Genomic DNA, 18,584 nt, shown 5'->3' with positions numbered 1-18,584 from the left:
TGATTTATAAAATATAATTTAATTATACGATTTTGTATAATATCCCCGATATAAATTAATACTTAAATATTTATAAAATTATAATATTTCAAAAAAATATAATAATTTCATATATTGTAAAATTACTAAAATAAATAAATAATTTATCAACATATTTTTTCTGCAACACGTAATATAGAACTTCGTGATCTTGGATTTATTTGTAGTTCTAAGCAACTTGGGACTGATTTTCCTAATAATTTTAGCCTATGATTGTTACATCTAATTAATTTTTCTTCTGGAATTGGCATGCCATAAGGAATTTGTAAATTTCTGCTATGATTTCGCATGAAACGTTTCACTATCCTATCTTCTAAGGAATGAAAACTAATGATAGATAAACGTCCTTTACAAGACAACAAACTAATAGAATGTTCTAGTATAGTTTTTAATTCTTCTAGTTCTTTATTAATCCAGATACGTATTGCTTGAAAACTACGTGTAGCTGGATGTTTAAATTTTACTTTTATTGGAATTGCTGATGAAATAACTTCAGCTAGTTCTGTGGTTCTCGTTATTGGTTTTTTTTGATTGTGTTTTATAATTGCACGAGCTATACGTTTTGCAAACCTCTCTTCTCCAAATGATTTTAATACAAAGGCTATCTCTTTTTCATTTGCATTTAATAACCAATCTGATGCTGGAATATTAGAACTAGGATCCATTCTCATGTCTAGAGGTCCATCTTTTATAAAAGAAAACCCACGTTCATTATCATCTAGTTGTGGTGAAGAAACACCAAGATCTAGTAAAATTCCATCAATTTTACCTACTAAATCAAATTTTGATACATATGTTTTTAATTTTGAGAAATTTCCTTGAATAATTGTAAAACGAGAATCTTTTATATTATTAGCTTCTAGAATAGCTTGAGGATCTCTGTCTATTGAAATTAATTTTCCTTTAACTCCAAGTTTTGAAAGAATTAAATGCGAATGACCTCCTCGACCAAAAGTTCCATCTATATAATTACCATTTTCTTTTATATTTAAACTATTAACCGCTTCATTTAATAAGACAGTATTATGATTAAAAATTTTTTGCATTGATAACTGATGACCTACATTAATTAATGTACTTTAATAAAAGTATAATTTTTCATTACTAAATATATATGGAATTTTATATCTGATTACTTAAATATTATTATAATATAAAATACCTATAATACCCGAACGAACTATCTCAACAATTTCAGCTATATTTTTAGTAATTTTTAAAAATTCATTTAATTTATTAGCTGTTCCTATTAGTTGTACTATATAGATAACTTCAGTAACATCAATAAATTTTCCATAAAAGTCTTCTACTATCTTTTTTATTTCTTTCCGTTCATTATTACTTACTTTAATTTTTACTAACATTATTTCACGTTCAATACAATTTTCTTGTTCTAATGAAATAACATGTAAAACATCAATTAATTTATGTAATTGTTTTTCTATTTGTTCTAATACCTTTATATCACCAAAAGTTTGAATAGTCATACGTGATAAACTAGGATCTTCCGTAGGAGCTACAGTTAAACTCTCGATATTATATCCACGCTGCGAAAATAATCCAACAACACGAGATAATGCACCAAATTCATTTTCTATTAAAATAGATAAAACACGACGCATAATTCAAGTTCTCTCCGTTTTGCTTAACCACATCTCATTCATACCACCACCTCTAATTTGCATTGGATATACATGTTCGTTTTCATCAACATTTATATCAACAAAAACTAACCGACCTTTAGATAAAAAATCTAATGCTAATATTAATTTTTTTTCTAATTCAAAATATTTTTTAATTTTAATACCAATATGACCGTATGATTCTGCTAAATTGACAAAATCAGGTAATGATTGCATATATGATTGAGAATACCTACCTGAATAAATCATATCTTGCCATTGTTTTACCATTCCTAAAAAATTATTATTTAAATTTATTATCAATACCGATAAATGATATTGTAATGCAGTTGAAAGCTCTTGAATATTCATCTGAATGCTACCATCCCCAGTGATACAGATAACAGTTTCTTTTGGTAAAGCAACCTTAACACCTAATGCTGCGGGCAATCCAAAACCCATAGTTCCTAAACCTCCAGAATTAATCCAACGACGAGGTTTATCAAAATGATAATAAAGAGCTGTAAACATTTGGTGTTGACCTACATCTGAAGTTATATAAGCATTGCCTTTTGTTAATTTAAAAATAGTTTCAATTACTGATTGGGGTTTAATTTTTTTACTTTTGCAATCAAATAATAAACATTTTTTATCTCGCCAATAATTAATTAGTTTCCACCAATCTTTTATTGAATTAATATTTTTAAATTCAACCTTCTTAAGGTAATCTAACATAATTTGTAAAATTTCTTTTATATTACCTAATATTGAAATATCTGAAGCCACAGTTTTTGATATTGAAGTTGGATCTATGTCAATATGTATGATGGTAGCTTCAGGACAATATTTTTCTACATTATTAGTAGTACGATCATCAAAACGAACTCCAATAGCAAGAATAAAATCAGAATTATGCATAGCCATGTTAGCTTCATAAGTGCCATGCATACCTAACATGCCAAGGAATTGAGTATGGGTTCCTGGAAAAGAACCTAAACCCATAAGTGATGTAGTTACCGGAACATTTAAATATTCCGCAAATTTTAACAACTCATTTGCACAATTAGAATTAATTGCTCCGCCTCCAGAATAAATAATAGGTTTTTTCGATTTTATAAATTTTTTTAATGCATATCTAATTTTTCCATTATTTAATGGAATAATAGGATTATATGAACGTATGTTTATTGAATGTGGCCATTTATAAGGTAATTTATTATTAGGATCTAATATATCTTTGGGCATGTCTATAACAACTGGTCCTTGACGTCCAGTTGATGCTAGCCAAAAAGCTTTTTTAAAAATCATTGGAATATCTTCTGTACATTTTATTAAGAAACTATGTTTAACAATTGGACGAGATATTCCAACCATATCACATTCCTGAAATGCATCGTGGCCAATTAATGAAGAAGAAACTTGACCGGACAATATAACCAATGGAATGGAATCCATATATGCTGTAGCAATACCAGTAATAGAATTTGTTGCTCCAGGACCAGATGTTACTAATACAACGCCTACTTTACCAGTTGCTCGTGCCAAACCATCAGCCATATGTACTGCACCTTGTTCATGACGTACTAAAATATGATGAATACCTCCAACAGTTTGTAAAGCATCATAAATATCTAATACTGACCCACCTGGGTAACCAAAAATTTGTTTTATGCCTTGGTCTATTAATGAACGAATAACCATTTCAGCTCCTGACAACATTTCCATTTTTTGACTCCAAGCTTTAATAATAATTTTAATATTATTAATATATTATTTGATTTTTATAATATTTATATAATATAAAAAGATATATTCTGTTTTTTTTTATTATTTTAAATAAATATTTATACTTTATATATAATAATAAAATTATTTTAATAGAATTTTTTAAATGTTATTATATATATTATAAAAAATACAAAGATTATTTAGTATTACATTGTTTAATTAATTTCAAATAAAATAAAGACATACGTTCTAAAATCAAAAAAATAACTTACCATTTCTAATTTTTTTACATTCAATTATTAACCAATATAATCTTAAAAATATTTATTTAATTTTTAATATTGAATTAATTAATGTTAAGAATTTTAATTTTAATATCTTTTTTATTTTCTTATTAAAAGCTAAATCAGTTGAATATAAATTCAATGTTTTTTTAAATTTAAAACCCGTGCTTGTCGCGGGTTTTAATTCATAAGATAACAAGTAAAAAAATAAAAGGATAAAATAATAATGAAAAATAAAGTTATTGTTTTTGACACTACTTTACGTGATGGTGAACAAGCATTACAAGCTAGTTTAAATGTTAAAGAAAAATTACAAATTGCCTTGGCATTAGAAAGAATGCAAATTGACGTAATAGAAGTTGGTTTCCCAGTTTCTTCTCCAGGTGATTTTGAATCTGTTCGAACCATTGCAAGTACTGTTAAAAATAGTTGTGTTTGTGCTTTAGCTCGTTGTATTGAAAAGGATATAGATATTGCTAGCAAATCTTTATCTATTGCTGAAAGATTTCGTATCCATATATTTATTTCTACTTCTCCTACACAAATTAAGACTAAACTTCGAAGCACCTTAGCGGAAGTGATTGAAAGAGCTTCATACATGATTAAATATGCTCGCAAATACACTAATGATGTGGAATTTTCATGCGAAGATGGGGGTCGTACGCCAATTGAAGATTTATGTCGTATAGTTGAAATTGCAATTAAATCAGGTGCTACAACAATTAACATACCGGATACTGTTGGTTATACAACACCAAGTGAATATGCCAATATTATTAGCCAATTAATAAATCTAGTTCCAAATATTGATAAGGCAATATTATCTGTTCATGCTCATGATGATTTGGGAATGGCAGCAGGAAATACTATAGAAGCATTAAAAGCTGGAGCACGTCAATTTGAAGGGACTCTAAATGGTTTAGGTGAACGTGCTGGTAATTGTGCATTAGAAGAAATAGTTATAGCTATAAAAACACGTCAACACATATTGAATATGTATACAAATATTAATTTGAAAGAAATTTATCGAACTAGTCAAATAATAAGCCAAATATGCAATATGCCAATTCCATTAAATAAGGCAATAGTTGGTTCTAATGCTTTTTCTCATTCCTCTGGTATTCATCAAGATGGAGTATTAAAAAATCGAGAGAATTATGAAATTATAACATCTGATTGTATTGGATTACATAAAATTCAATTAAACCTTACATCTCGCTCAGGTCGAGCTGCTGTAAAATATAGAATGGAAGAAATGGGATATAAAGAAAATGATTATAATATAGATTCTTTATATGATGATTTTTTAAAATTAGCAGATAAAAAAGGTCAAGTATTTGATTACGATTTAGAAGCATTAGCTTTTATAAATAAAAGAAATGAAGATCCAGAATACTTTCAATTAAATTATTTTAGTATAAGATCAGGATCCAATATGAAATCACAAGCGTGTGTAAATTTAATTTGTGGTGTCAACGAAAAATTTAAAATATCAACTGGGAATGGCCCAGTAGATGCTGTGTATCAAGCAATAAATTTAATTAGTAAGTTTAATGCTGAACTCTTAAATTATAAATTGACCTCTAAAGGTCATGGCGAAGATGCATTAGGTCAAGTAGATATATTAGTAAGTTATAAAAACCGTAAATTTCATGGAATAGGATTAGCAACTGATATAATTGAATCATCTGTTAAAGCTATGATTAATGCTTTAAATAATATTTGGCGCTCTAAACAAGTTGAAAAAGAACTAGAACGCAAATTTAAAAATTAAAAGGGAATTAATATTATTATGTTAAAAAATATTTGCATAGCAGTCTTGCCTGGAGATGGCATAGGTCCAGAAGTCATGTCGCAGGCTATGAAAGTATTAAATAAGATTTGTAAGTGTTTTGATATTAATATTAGTACAAAAGAATATGACGTAGGAGGTATTGCTATAGATCGTCATGGTGAACCATTGCCTCAAATAACAATTGATGGTTGCGAAAAATCTAATGCGATATTATTTGGATCTATAGGAGGGCCAAAATGGGAACATTTAAATCATAATTACCAACCAGAACGAGGTGCGTTACTAAAATTACGCAAGCATTTTAAATTATTTAGTAATTTACGTCCATCTAGATTATATAATGGTTTAGAACATCTTTCTCCTTTACGTATTGATATTGTAAAAAAAGGTTTTGATATTTTATGTGTTCGTGAATTAACTGGTGGTATTTATTTCGCTGAACCTAAAGGACGTAAAGGCAATAAAATGAATGAATACGCATTTGATACTGAATTATATTACCGGTATGAAATTGAAAAAATCACTAGAACTGCATTTGAATTTGCATGTAAGCGTCGTAAAAAAGTAACATCTATTGATAAAGCTAATGTATTACACACTTCTCTCATGTGGAGAGAAATAGTATTAGAAATTTCTAAGGAATATCCAGATATAGAATTAAACCATATGTATATTGATAATGCTGTAATGCAATTAATTAATAATCCTTCACAATTTGATGTATTGCTATGTTCTAATCTATTTGGAGATATTATTTCGGACGAATGTGCAATGATATCTGGTTCCATAGGTTTATTACCGTCTGCTAGTCTGAACGAAAAAGGGTTTGGACTGTATGAACCTGCTGGAGGTTCTGCTCCAAATATTGCTGGATGTAATGTTGCCAATCCGATAGCACAAATTTTATCTCTATCCTTATTATTACGCTACAGTTTAAAATTGGATAAAGCAGCTAACAGCATTGAAAAGGCTGTTAATAATGTTTTAAGAGCAGGTTATTATACTAAAGATTTATCAGATTTAAATCCATTAAGTACAGAAGAAATGGGTAACATCATTACTAATTATATACGTTAAGAGAAAAAAGTAATGAAAACATTATATCAAAAGATATTTGATACACATATTGTTTTTGAAAAAATAAATAACATACCTCTTTTATATATAGATAGACATTTGATTCATGAAGTTACTTCTCCTCAAGCTTTTAATGGAATTAGAATGCATAAAAGAAAAGTACGCAAACCAAATAAGACTTTTGCAACGATGGATCATAATGTTTCTACAAAAACTAAAGATATTAAGGGATCAGGTGAATTATCAAGAATTCAAATGCAAGAATTAATAAATAATTGTCATGAATTTAATATTAAATTATATGATATAAATCACCCCTTTCAAGGAATTATTCATGTTATAGGTCCAGAACAAGGTATAACATTACCAGGAATGACCATAGTATGTGGTGATTCTCATACATCAACTCATGGTGCTTTTGGTGCTCTTGCATTTGGTATCGGGACTTCGGAAGTAGAACATGTTTTAGCTACACAAACTTTAAGACAAAATAGAGCTAAAACAATGAAAATTGAATTAATAGGTGATATTTCATATGGTGTAACTGCAAAAGATATAATTCTTGCAATTATTGGGAAAATTGGTAGTGATGGAGCCACCGGTTATGTAGTTGAGTTCTGTGGTCTTGCTATTGATAATATGAGCATGGAAAGTCGAATGACTTTATGTAATATGGTAATTGAAATGGGTGCTAAATCAGGTTTAATAGCACCAGATGCAATTACATTTAGTTATTTAAAAAATAAAAATTTTTCTCCAAAAGGTAATATATGGGAAAAAGCAATTAACTATTGGAACTCATTGAAATCAGATAATGACGCTAATTTTGACTCTGTGCTAAAGATTAATGTTTCAGAAATAGTTCCGCAAGTAACATGGGGTACAAACCCAAGTCAGGTGATCCCTATAGATCAATTAATACCTGATCCTAATTCGTTTTCTAATCCAGTTGAACGTGCTTCAGCAAAAAAAGCATTGAATTACATGAACTTAAAGCCATTAACAAAACTAACAAATATAAAAATTAACAAGGTATTTATTGGATCTTGTACTAACTCTAGAATCGAAGATTTGCGTTCTGCTGCTATGATTGTCAAGGGTAAAAAAGTTGCATCAGGTGTCTTTGCAATGGTAGTTCCAGGTTCTGGATTAGTAAAAAAACAAGCAGAATCTGAAGGCTTGGATAAAATTTTTTTAGAAGCAGGTTTTGAATGGCGTTTGCCAGGATGTTCAATGTGTTTAGCAATGAATAATGATCGATTAAATCCGGGTGATCGTTGTGCTTCTACAACTAATAGAAATTTTGAAGATCGTCAAGGTCGTGGTGGTCGTACTCATCTTGTTAGTCCTTTAATGGCAGCAGCTGCTGCTATAACTGGTCGCTTTGTTGATGTACGTAAAATGAAAACAGGAAATTAGGTTAAAATGTTAAATAAATTCATCCAACATGTTGGAATTGTCGCGCCTCTAGATATATCAAACATAGATACTGATGCAATTATTCCCAAGCAATTTTTACATAAAGTATCACGTAGTGGCTTTGGTGAAAATTTATTCCATTATTGGCGGTATAATGATACTGAAGGTGAGATACTAAATTTAAATTTTGTTCTAAATAAACCAGAGTATAAATTTTCAAGTATATTGTTAACTAGAGAAAATTTCGGTTGTGGATCATCAAGAGAACATGCTGTTTGGGCTCTAATTGATTTTGGTTTTCGTGTGATTATAGCACCTAGTTTTGCAGATATTTTTTATGAAAATAGTATCAATAATCAACTTTTATTAATAAAATTAAGCAAAAAAGAAATAAACGAAATGTTTTATCTAGTTAATAATAATTTTGGTGTTATATTTAAAGTTGATCTTCAGAAATTATGTATAACTACAGAAAATAAAATATATTTATTTAAGATGAATAAGACTCATCTTAAATATATTATCAATGGTATTGACAATATTAAATTAACCTTACAATATGAAAGATTTATCGTAAATTATGAGAAGAATAACCCTGACTTTATGGATTAACCAAATAAATTAGTATTATTATACTTAATTATTTTTGTATTATATCAATTATAAATAATACAGTTTTACTTTTATTAAAATATATAAATATCTTTAGGGATAAAGATAAGGTTCTTATTTTATATAATATGTTACATTTTTGTATTGATTTTAAATTTCTATTGATATAAATTTATTGTAATAAATATCTTAAATTAGATTATTATCAATACTAATTTATTATTGTCATTTTTAAAAGATAGTTTATTTAAAAACATAAATTTATTTTAGATATATCATGATTTATTAAATATTACTATTTTAAAAATCAAAATAAATAAAACATTAAAATGGATTTGATATTAGAAATATAATTAAATATCAAATAATGTCTAAGTTCTATTTTAATTTTTGTATTAATTTAATTAATTAATCATTTATTAATGTATAGATACAGATTATCTTTGAATTTCTGCAAATAAATATAACCCATGATTAGTAAATTTTATTTCGATTTAAGGAGAATAATCATTAAGACATATGTTTTAATGATTACTATCATATAGTAATTGCGATAGTTATATTTTCCTAAAAAAGATATTATTATGTCAGATAAATTTTAATTCGAGTGTAATTTACTGTAAACATTTCATCAATATGATTACAATTATATTAAATATTTAAAATAATATTGTATATAATTATAATCACAAATGGATACAAAAAATGAAAAAATTAATTATGTTACTTATCGGTTTATTAATAAATATTAATTTAGCATTAGCATCAACTAAATTAAATGATAAGATAGCAGTTATCGTTAATAACGATATAATTCTTGAAAGTGAAATAAATAATTATGTAAAAGCATTAAAAGTTGCACAATATAATACAGACATAAATTTACTAAATGATGAAAAATTACGTGATCAAGCTGTGCAAAAAAAAATAATAGAAAAAATACTTTTCCAATTAGGAGAACAAATTGGACTAAACATAACTAACGAAAAATTAGATGTTATAATTAAGAAAATATCTGATATGAATAATATTGATATAAACCAATTTCGTAAACAACTAACTAATAAAGGTATAAGTTATCAGACCTATCGGGAACAAATAATTGCACAAATAATAATTTCTATAATACGTAGTAAAGAATTAATTAATAAAATTGTTATTTATCCGCAGGAAATAAACAGATTAGCCAAACAGGTTATTTTAGATAAACTTAATGAAAGTAAGGTTAAATTTAGTCAAATTACATTACCATTATCAGAAAACCCATCAAAACAACAATTATATAAGAAAAAAAAATTAGCTGAAAATATTATTATTAAACTTAAAAAAGGTCAAAACTTAAATACATTAAGAAAAAAATACTTACTAAAAATAAAAAACATAGATTGGACTAAAATTAAAAACACCCCTAGTGTTTTTAATAAACTAATAATAAACTCAAAGAAAGGTGATATATTAGGTCCTATTCATTCTGGAATTGGTTTTAATATTTTAAAAATAAATGAGTTTCTGATACATGATAATAATCAAAATACTAAATTTAGTAAAATGAAACTTAGATTTTTTCCTTTAAAATCATATTATAAAAAAGTTGATTATGAAAAAAAATTTAATGCATTAAAGCATATCATATCTGAATTTAATAATAAAAAAATTGATTTTAAAATCATGACAACAAAATTTAATAATAATTTATTTTCCATCAATCAAAATTATGTAAAATTGATTGTATTTAATCAAAATTCTAAGCAAAATAATTATAATATGTTATTAAAATTAAAAAATAACCAAATAAGCCAACCAGTTAAGTTAAATTCAATTTGGTATATAATTCAAAAATTGAATACCTATAAAACGAACAAAAATGATATAATACAGAAAAAAGAAGCTCTTATAAATATTATTAATACTAAATTAAATGAAGAATTTAAATACTGGATAAAACAAAGAATAGCTAACTCTTATATAAAGATAATAAAAAATGAAGCTACTCACTAGCCCTCGTATAATTATTACTTCAGGAGAACCTGCAGGAATCGGTCCTGACATTATAGTTCAATTAGCTCAAAGAAACTGGTCTAATATTGAATTAGTAGTATGTAGTTCTCCGGAATTGCTATATCAACGTGCTTTTCAACTCAATTTACCATTAAATTTATATAATTACCATCATGATATTTATACTCAAAAGCAAAAAGCAGGAAATTTAGCAATAATTCCAATTGAGTTATCAAGCCCAGTTGTTCCCGGGAGACTATCTATACATAATAGCAATTATGTAATAAAAACTTTAATAAAATCATGTGATGAATGCTTAAATGGAAGATTTAATGCAATGGTTACAGGACCAGTAAACAAAAAAATTATTAATGATGCTGGAATTCCATTTACTGGTCATACTGAATTTCTAGCTAATCGCACAGCTACTGAAATAGTAGTAATGATGTTGGCTACTAAAAAATTACGTGTAGCATTAGCAACTACTCATTTACCATTAAAATCTGTTTCATTTTTTATAACTCAAAATAAGTTAAGTAAAATTATTGCTATTTTAAATGATGAACTTAGGAAAAAATTTTTTATAAAACAACCATCTATATATGTTTGTGGATTAAATCCACACGCAGGAGATGGTGGATATATAGGTAGAGAAGAAATTGAAGTTATTACCCCAGTTATCAATAATCTTAAAAAAAAAGGTATTAATTTAACCGGACCATTATCAGCAGATACCATATTTCAAAAAAAAATTTTGAAAAAAGCTGACGTGATTTTATCTATGTATCATGATCAAGGGTTACCAGTATTAAAATTTTGTGGATTTAAAGAATCAGTGAATATAACTTTAGGGTTGCCTTTTATTAGAACTTCAGTAGATCATGGTACAGCTCTTGAATTAGCTGCAAAAGGGAAAGCTAGTATAAAAAGTTTTTTAATGGCGATTAATCTTGCAATCAATATGATTGATAGAAATAATGAATAACTTTATTTATAAAGGACATTGTGTTCGCAAACGTTTTGGACAAAATTTTTTGAATAATAATTCTATTATTAATGAAATAGTATCTGCTATTAATCCTAAAAACGATCAAATATTGATAGAAATTGGACCTGGTTTAGGTATTCTAACAGAACAGATTTGCAAATATACTGATAAATTAATTGTAATTGAATTAGACGATATCCTTGCAACACGATTAAAACAAAATCCAATATTTAGTTCTAAATTAACTATCTTTAAACAAGATGCAATGAAATTTGATTTTGAATCATTTTCTTTTAAGGAAAAAAAGTTACTTCGTATATTCGGAAACTTACCTTATAATATTTCTACTAAATTAATATTTCATCTTTTTAATTATGTTAGTTTTATCAAAGATATGCACTTTATGTTACAAAAAGAAGTAGTTAATCGTATGGCTACTTGTCCAGGAAATAGAACATATGGTCGTCTTAGTGTAATGACACAATATCATTGTGAAGTAATTCCATTATTAGCAGTTAATTCTAAATTTTTCACCCCTACTCCTAAAGTAGATTCTATGTTTGTTCGTTTAGTTCCTTTTAAAAACCGACCGCATTCAATAGTAAATAATATTAATTTATTAAATTACGTTACTAATATAGCTTTTAGTAAACGTCGCAAGATATTGGCTAATAGTTTAGATACAGTAATTCCAATAAGTGTGTTTAAAGAGCTATCTATTGATCCTACTTTACGACCTGAAAATATTTCAGTTTCACAATATTGTGATTTAGCTAATTGGTTATCAAATAATTTAAAGAACACAGGAGCGGTTAATGAATGATTGAATTAACTCACTCATTTGTCTATGCTAAAAGTTTATATGTAGAATCAAAATCTTATCCAGAACAATCTCATTATGTTTTTACATATACTATAGTAATTCGTAATATGAATAAATTTCCAATTAAATTCATTAGGCGCTACTGGTTAATTACTGATGGTGATGGTCGTGAGGTAGAAATTCATGGTGAAGGTATAGAAATAAAACCTTGTGTCCTATCAGGATGTGAATTTCGTTATACTAGTGGTTTAGTTCTTGAAACACCTATTGGTACAATGCAGGGTTACTATATAATGGCAAATGAACTAGGTGAAAAGTTTAATTTAGAAATTCCTATTTTTAGAGTTGCTATAAGAAGTTATGTTCATTGATATTCGCTTTATTTAATTAATGAAACAATTTAAAATTGGATCTAAAAATTTATGAGTACATATCTAATTGGTGACATTCATGGCTGCTACAAAGAATTACGCACTTTATTAAAAAAAGTTAACTTTGATTCTAGAAAAGATACCTTGTGGTTAACAGGTGATTTGGTAGCACGAGGACCATATTCATTAGATGTATTACGTTATGTTAAATCAATTGATAGGTGTGTCAAGTTAGTTCTGGGGAACCATGATTTAAATCTTTTAGCAGTTCATGCAGGGATTAATAGTGATAAGACTAATAAGGATTTAAAAAATCTTTTAAAAGCTGAAGATATCGATGATATAATTAACTGGCTACGTTGTCAACCATTAATACAAGTAGACGAACAAAAAAAATTAATTATGGCACATGCTGGAATCAGTCCTCAATGGGATTTAAAAACAGCAAAAATGTGTGCATATGAAATAGAAAAAGTGCTTTCTAGTAATATTTATACATTATTTCTTAATTCTATGTATGGTAATACACCTAATGATTGGAATGAAAAACTTAGTGGATTATCAAGACTTAGATTTAGTACCAATGTATTAACTAGAATGCGTTATTGTTTTAGTAATGGTCAATTAGAAATGTTTTCTAAAAATATTATAAAATCTAGTAAATTATCAATAAGACCTTGGTTTAACATTAAAAATAAATCAATAAGTGATTATACGATAGTTTTTGGTCATTGGTCTGCTATCAAAGGAAAAGGAACCCCTAAAAAAATTATAGGATTAGATACAGGTTGTTGTTGGGGGGGGAGGCTTACCCTTTTACATTGGGAAGAAAAAAAATACTGTAGAATAAATAAAATAACTCACTCTTAAGTATTTAAAAATAATTTTATTTATTATCAATAAAGTTTAAAACGACGACGCAATATTTCAAAATTACAACTGTATATATTTTTTTTATCAATATTATGAAAATTTCTAAATATAGGTTTCCATTCATAAGGGTTGTAATATGGAAATTTTTTATCACCAAAAATATCTACATTAACATGAGTTAAGTATAGTAAATCAGCGTAATTTATCATTTGTTCATATATACTAGCTCCCCCAATTATCATTGTTTCATTATATGAAATAGTTAATTTAATTGCTTCATTTAAAGACTTAACCCAAATGACATCTTTTGATGTTCCTGGATTACTACTTACCACAATATTAGTTCTTTGCGGTAATGCTCGTCCAATAGATTCAAAGGTAATTCTACCCATGATTATCGGTTTATTTATAGTATTTTTTTTGAACCATAATAAATCTACTGGAAGGTTCCAAAGCATATTATTTTTCAATCCAATAAAACGATTATCTTCAAATGAAGCAATAATACTTATCATATTTTATTTTCTACAATATTAATTGTTTATAGAAATTAAATTTTAATTTAAATTAATTAATTGGCTATGTAATTCTTGTAAAGAAATTATTCTTTCTAATGGATCAGCATTTAATGACATTACTCTAGCAAAACTTCCATTTATTGTTGTATTATAACATACGTTAAACTTAAGCGCACTGTTTCTAATTATTTTAGAATCTTCAATAGACTTACGACCTGAAGCAGTATTTACAATATAAGTATATTCACCGTTATTTAAATGGTTTTGAATGTTTGGATATCCTTCTTTCATTTTTTTTACTATACGCACATTAATACCTGCCTTACTTAAGATTAGAGCTGTACCGTATGTAGCATCCAATTCGAACCCAAATTTTTGCAATTTAATTGCAAGATCAACTATACGTCTTTTATCATTAGCTCTCACTGATAAAAATGCTTTTCCATTTTTCTCTAAATTGTCTTTTGCACTTAACATAGCTTTGGCAAAGGCTTCTTCAAAGGTTCTACCAATTCCCATAACTTCACCAGTTGAACGCATTTCTGGACCAAGAATTGGGTCAGATCCTTGAAATTTAATAAATGGCAATACCACTTCTTTCACAGAGTAATAGTGTGGAATTATTTCCTTAGTAAAATTTTGTTCAGATAGTGTTTTACCTACCATCACAAGAGCAGCTACTTTTGCTAAAGGAATACCAGTAGCTTTAGAAACGAAAGGAATAGTACGGGCAGCACGTGGATTAATTTCAATTAAATAAATATCTTCATCTTTAACAGCAAATTGAACATTCATAAGTCCACAAATTTTTAATGCAGCAGCTAATTGTTTTGTTTGTTTGCGTATTTTATTTTGAATTTTATTACTAAGGGAATAAGCTGGTAACGAACATGCAGAATCTCCTGAATGAATCCCTGCTTGTTCTATATGTTCCATAATACCTCCAATAAGTAAATCCTTCCCGTCATAAATAGCATCAACGTCTACCTCAATAGCATCTTCTATAAAATGATCTAGCAATATTGGATTATTATTGGATATAGTTGTTTGGAAGTAACTCTTTAAATCAAATTCATCATATATTATTTCCATAGCACGTCCACCTAAAACATATGAAGGCCGTACTAACAATGGATAACCTATATCTGTAGCTTTATTTATAGCTTGATTTAAATTGAAAACAGTAGCATTTTTTGGTTGTTTTAAATCAAGATATTTAATTAATTGTTGAAAACGTTTTCTATCTTCGGCACAATCAATAGAGTCTGGGCTAGTACCAATAATTGGCACATTATGTTCTTCCAGTAAATGTGCTAATTTTAATGGTGTTTGACCTCCATACTGTATAATTACTCCTTTAGGTTTTTCAACCCGTATTATTTCTAATATATCTTCTAATGTAATTGGTTCAAAATAAAGTCTATTAGAAATATCATAATCAGTTGAAACTGTCTCTGGATTACAGTTAACCATAATAGTCTCATAACCATTTGCACGTAATGCCAACGAAGCATGAACACAACAATAATCAAATTCTATACCTTGACCTATGCGATTTGGACCTCCTCCTATTATCATTATTTTTTCTTTATTTTGATTTGGTTCAGATTCACATTCTTCTTCATAAGTTGAATACATATATGCAGTATTCGTAGCAAATTCAGCAGCACAAGTATCAATTCTTTTATAAACAGGGTGCAAATTATAAAGCAATCTAAGTTGGCGAATGTTTTTTTCTTTTAGTTTTGTTAAATATGCTAAACGAATATCTGAAAAACCTTTACGTTTTAACTGATATAAGAATGATTTATTTAAACCATTTCTACCTTTTAAAATGACTTGCTTTTCTAAATTTACTAATTCTTTAATTTGAATCAAAAACCATTTATCAATATTAGTGAGTTTAAATACGTTATAAATAGACATTCCAGCTCTAAACGCATCAGCAATATACCAGATTCTATCTGAGCTAGCACTTTTAAGTATATTTTTAATATTATTCAAATTATTATAATTATTTAATTTAGAATCTAAACCACTAACTCCTATTTCTAAACTACGTAATGCTTTTTGTAATGATTCTTGAAAAGTACGACCAATGCCCATTACTTCCCCAACTGATTTCATTTGAGTATTTAAAATATTGTTTGCACCTGGAAACTTTTCAAAATTGAATCGAGGAATCTTAGTAACAACGTAATCAATAGAAGGTTCAAATGAAGCAGGTATTATATCCCCAGTAATATCGTTAGTTAATTCATCAAGAGTATATCCTACTGCTAATTTAGCTGATATTTTTGCGATAGGAAAACCAGTAGCTTTAGAAGCTAATGCAGATGAACGTGATACACGTGGATTCATTTCAATAATGATTGATCTTCCGTTTTTTGGATTTATTGCGAATTGAACATTAGAACCACCAGTTTCTACACCTATTTCTCGCAATACTGCTATTGAAGAATTACGCATAATTTGATATTCTTTATCTGTTAATGTTTGAGCCGGAGCTACTGTGATAGAATCACCTGTATGAATACCCATAGCATCAAAATTTTCTATTGAGCAAACTATTATACAATTGTCGTTTTTATCTCGTAAAACTTCCATTTCATACTCTTTCCAACCAAGTAAAGATTCATCAATTAATAATTCATGAGTCGGTGATGCTTTAAATCCTTGATTGCATATTTCTTGAAATTCTTTAAAATTATATGCTATACCTCCACCAGAACCTCCCATAGTAAATGATGGGCGAATAATACATGGAAATCCAACGTAATCTGCTATAACTAACGCGTCCTTAATTGTTTTTGCCATACCAGAACGAGCAGTTTCTAGACCAATACTTTTTATTGCTTTATCAAAGAGATATCGGTTTTCTGCTTTATCAATACTTTCTGCGTTAGCACCAATCATAATTACATTAAACTTTTCAAGTACTCCTTGACGATTAAGCTCTAAAGCACAAGTTAATGCTGTTTGACCTCCCATAGTGGGAAGTAATGCGTCAGGTCTTTCTTTTTTAATGATTTTTTGTATTATTTCCCAATTTATTGGTTCAATGTAAGTAACATCGGCCATTTCTGGATCTGTCATAATAGTGGCTGGATTGGAGTTTACTAAAATGATACGGTAACCTTCTGTTTTTAAAACTTTACAAGCTTGTACACCAGAATAATCAAATTCACAGGCTTGTCCAATTATAATTGGACCTGCACCAAGAATCAGGATAGATTTTATATCTTTACGTTTTGGCATTATTAACTCCTGATTTCTTTTTTAAAGAAAATTTATTAATTAATTCAATAAAATGATCAAATAACACCATTGCATCAAAAGGTCCTGGACTTGCTTCTGGATGTCCTTGAAAGCTAAATGCTGGTTTACAAATATGATGAATGCCTTGTATTGTGTTATCAAATAGCGAAATATGTGTTATATACAAGTTAATTGGCAAGTTTACTTTATTAACTACGAAGCAATGGTTTTGTGCAGTTATCATTATTTTTTTACTACTAAGATCTTGTACAGGATGATTTGCTCCATGATGACCGGTTTTCATTTTTATTATTTCTGCACCACTTGCTAGTGCTAAAAGTTGATGACCAAAGCATATACCGAATATTGGAATTTCTATCTGTAGAAAATATTTGATATTATCAATAGCATACTTACATAATTTAGGATCACCAGGACCATTAGAAAGGAAAATTCCATCCGGTTCCATTTTCATTATTTCATTTACAGAAGTATATGCTGGAACAACAGTTAAGAAACATCCTTTGTCAACTAAAATGCGTAAAATATTACGTTTTACACCGTAGTCATAAACAATCACATGGTAAGGCAATTGTTTTGATTTTTTTTTCTCTAATAATGTATTTGTTAACTTTACATTACCTTTGTTCCAAGTATAGATTTTAGAGGTAGTAACTTCTTTTGATATATCTATGTCTTTAAGCTTTATAAAAGATCTAGCTTTTTGCAAAGAAATTGTAATATCTGGATTTCTTTTAGCAATTATACAGCCATTTTGAGTACCCTTTTCACGTAATAAACGAGTTAACTTTCTAGTATCAACATCAGCAAGAGCAATAATATTATTACGTTTTAAATATTTTGATAAACTTTCTTTACTACGAAAATTGCTAACTAATAATGGTAAATCACGAATAATCAGACCTTGAGCGTAAATTCTGTTAGATTCCTCGTCTTCAAAATTGGTTCCAACATTGCCGATATGAGGATAAGTTAAAACAATAATTTGGAGAAAATAAGACGGGTCAGTTAGTATTTCTTGATAACCGGTCATTGAGGTATTAAATATAATTTCTCCTACTGTCGAACCTATAGCCCCAATAGTCCGCCCGTAAAATTGAGTTCCGTCTTCCAATACTAAAAGAGCTGATTTACGCAACATATTCTCCCTAATAATAA

Annotated in this window: 15 protein-coding genes; 9 read left to right on the top strand and 6 right to left on the bottom strand. The window is 27.9% G+C overall.

Features of this window, described 5'->3' with window-relative positions; translation table 11 throughout:
* Positions 1 to 146 precede the first annotated feature (146 nt).
* From rsmH to ilvI, 3 genes are all read right to left on the bottom strand, one after another.
* Positions 147 to 1,085, bottom strand: coding sequence for a 16S rRNA (cytosine(1402)-N(4))-methyltransferase RsmH (gene rsmH / locus CRV09_RS02090; RefSeq protein WP_136132483.1), 939 nt, complete (start codon positions 1,083 to 1,085; stop codon positions 147 to 149).
* A 90-nt stretch (positions 1,086 to 1,175) separates the two neighbouring features.
* Positions 1,176 to 1,661: an acetolactate synthase small subunit gene (gene ilvN / locus CRV09_RS02085; protein WP_136132482.1), complete on the bottom strand. Its 486-nt coding sequence runs from the start codon at positions 1,659 to 1,661 to the stop codon at positions 1,176 to 1,178.
* Between the two features lie 3 nt (positions 1,662 to 1,664).
* Positions 1,665 to 3,386 (bottom strand): acetolactate synthase 3 large subunit, encoded by a 1,722-nt coding sequence (gene ilvI / locus CRV09_RS02080; RefSeq protein ID WP_136132481.1) that lies wholly within the window; start codon positions 3,384 to 3,386, stop codon positions 1,665 to 1,667.
* Positions 3,387 to 3,899: 513 nt separating this feature from the next.
* On the opposite strand from ilvI, the gene leuA reads away from it, so the two are divergent.
* The 9 genes from leuA to apaH all read left to right on the top strand — a co-directional run bounded on the left by leuA (position 3,900) and on the right by apaH (position 13,626).
* Positions 3,900 to 5,447, top strand: a complete 1,548-nt coding sequence (gene leuA / locus CRV09_RS02075) for a 2-isopropylmalate synthase (protein WP_136132480.1) — start codon at positions 3,900 to 3,902, stop codon at positions 5,445 to 5,447.
* An 18-nt stretch (positions 5,448 to 5,465) separates the two neighbouring features.
* Entirely contained in the window at positions 5,466 to 6,545 is a 1,080-nt protein-coding gene (gene leuB, locus CRV09_RS02070) for a 3-isopropylmalate dehydrogenase (protein WP_136132479.1), read from the top strand.
* Between the two features lie 12 nt (positions 6,546 to 6,557).
* Positions 6,558 to 7,964, top strand: a complete 1,407-nt coding sequence (gene leuC, locus CRV09_RS02065; RefSeq protein ID WP_136132478.1) for a 3-isopropylmalate dehydratase large subunit — start codon at positions 6,558 to 6,560, stop codon at positions 7,962 to 7,964.
* Between the two features lie 6 nt (positions 7,965 to 7,970).
* On the top strand, positions 7,971 to 8,576 hold the full coding sequence (gene leuD / locus CRV09_RS02060) for a 3-isopropylmalate dehydratase small subunit (protein ID WP_136132477.1): 606 nt from the start codon (positions 7,971 to 7,973) through the stop codon (positions 8,574 to 8,576).
* A 705-nt stretch (positions 8,577 to 9,281) separates the two neighbouring features.
* Positions 9,282 to 10,574, top strand: coding sequence for a peptidylprolyl isomerase (locus CRV09_RS02055; protein ID WP_136132476.1), 1,293 nt, complete (start codon positions 9,282 to 9,284; stop codon positions 10,572 to 10,574).
* Positions 10,558 to 11,559, top strand: a complete 1,002-nt coding sequence (gene pdxA / locus CRV09_RS02050) for a 4-hydroxythreonine-4-phosphate dehydrogenase PdxA (protein WP_136132475.1) — start codon at positions 10,558 to 10,560, stop codon at positions 11,557 to 11,559. The genes CRV09_RS02055 and pdxA overlap by 17 nt, the downstream gene beginning before the upstream one ends.
* Positions 11,552 to 12,385, top strand: coding sequence for a 16S rRNA (adenine(1518)-N(6)/adenine(1519)-N(6))-dimethyltransferase RsmA (gene rsmA, locus CRV09_RS02045; protein ID WP_136132474.1), 834 nt, complete (start codon positions 11,552 to 11,554; stop codon positions 12,383 to 12,385). The genes pdxA and rsmA overlap by 8 nt, the downstream gene beginning before the upstream one ends.
* Entirely contained in the window at positions 12,382 to 12,756 is a 375-nt protein-coding gene (gene apaG, locus CRV09_RS02040; RefSeq protein WP_136132473.1) for a Co2+/Mg2+ efflux protein ApaG, read from the top strand. The genes rsmA and apaG overlap by 4 nt, the downstream gene beginning before the upstream one ends.
* A 51-nt stretch (positions 12,757 to 12,807) precedes the next feature.
* Positions 12,808 to 13,626 (top strand): bis(5'-nucleosyl)-tetraphosphatase (symmetrical) ApaH, encoded by an 819-nt coding sequence (gene apaH, locus CRV09_RS02035; protein WP_136132472.1) that lies wholly within the window; start codon positions 12,808 to 12,810, stop codon positions 13,624 to 13,626.
* 26 nt (positions 13,627 to 13,652) lie between these two features.
* Here the strand turns inward: apaH and folA are convergent, their stop codons facing one another.
* Genes folA through carA form a run of 3 tightly spaced genes read right to left on the bottom strand, consistent with a single transcriptional unit; the run spans position 13,653 to position 18,564 of the window.
* Positions 13,653 to 14,144: a type 3 dihydrofolate reductase gene (gene folA, locus CRV09_RS02030; protein ID WP_136132471.1), complete on the bottom strand. Its 492-nt coding sequence runs from the start codon at positions 14,142 to 14,144 to the stop codon at positions 13,653 to 13,655.
* A gap of 42 nt (positions 14,145 to 14,186) precedes the next feature.
* Positions 14,187 to 17,405: a carbamoyl-phosphate synthase large subunit gene (gene carB, locus CRV09_RS02025; protein WP_136132470.1), complete on the bottom strand. Its 3,219-nt coding sequence runs from the start codon at positions 17,403 to 17,405 to the stop codon at positions 14,187 to 14,189.
* Positions 17,392 to 18,564, bottom strand: coding sequence for a glutamine-hydrolyzing carbamoyl-phosphate synthase small subunit (carA, locus tag CRV09_RS02020; protein WP_136132527.1), 1,173 nt, complete (start codon positions 18,562 to 18,564; stop codon positions 17,392 to 17,394). The genes carB and carA overlap by 14 nt, the downstream gene beginning before the upstream one ends.
* Positions 18,565 to 18,584: the final 20 nt, after the last annotated feature.

This window comes from Candidatus Pantoea edessiphila (assembly GCF_002933345.1).
Lineage (GTDB): Bacteria > Pseudomonadota > Gammaproteobacteria > Enterobacterales > Enterobacteriaceae > Pantoea_C.
This window is presented reverse-complemented; position numbering and strand designations above follow the sequence as displayed.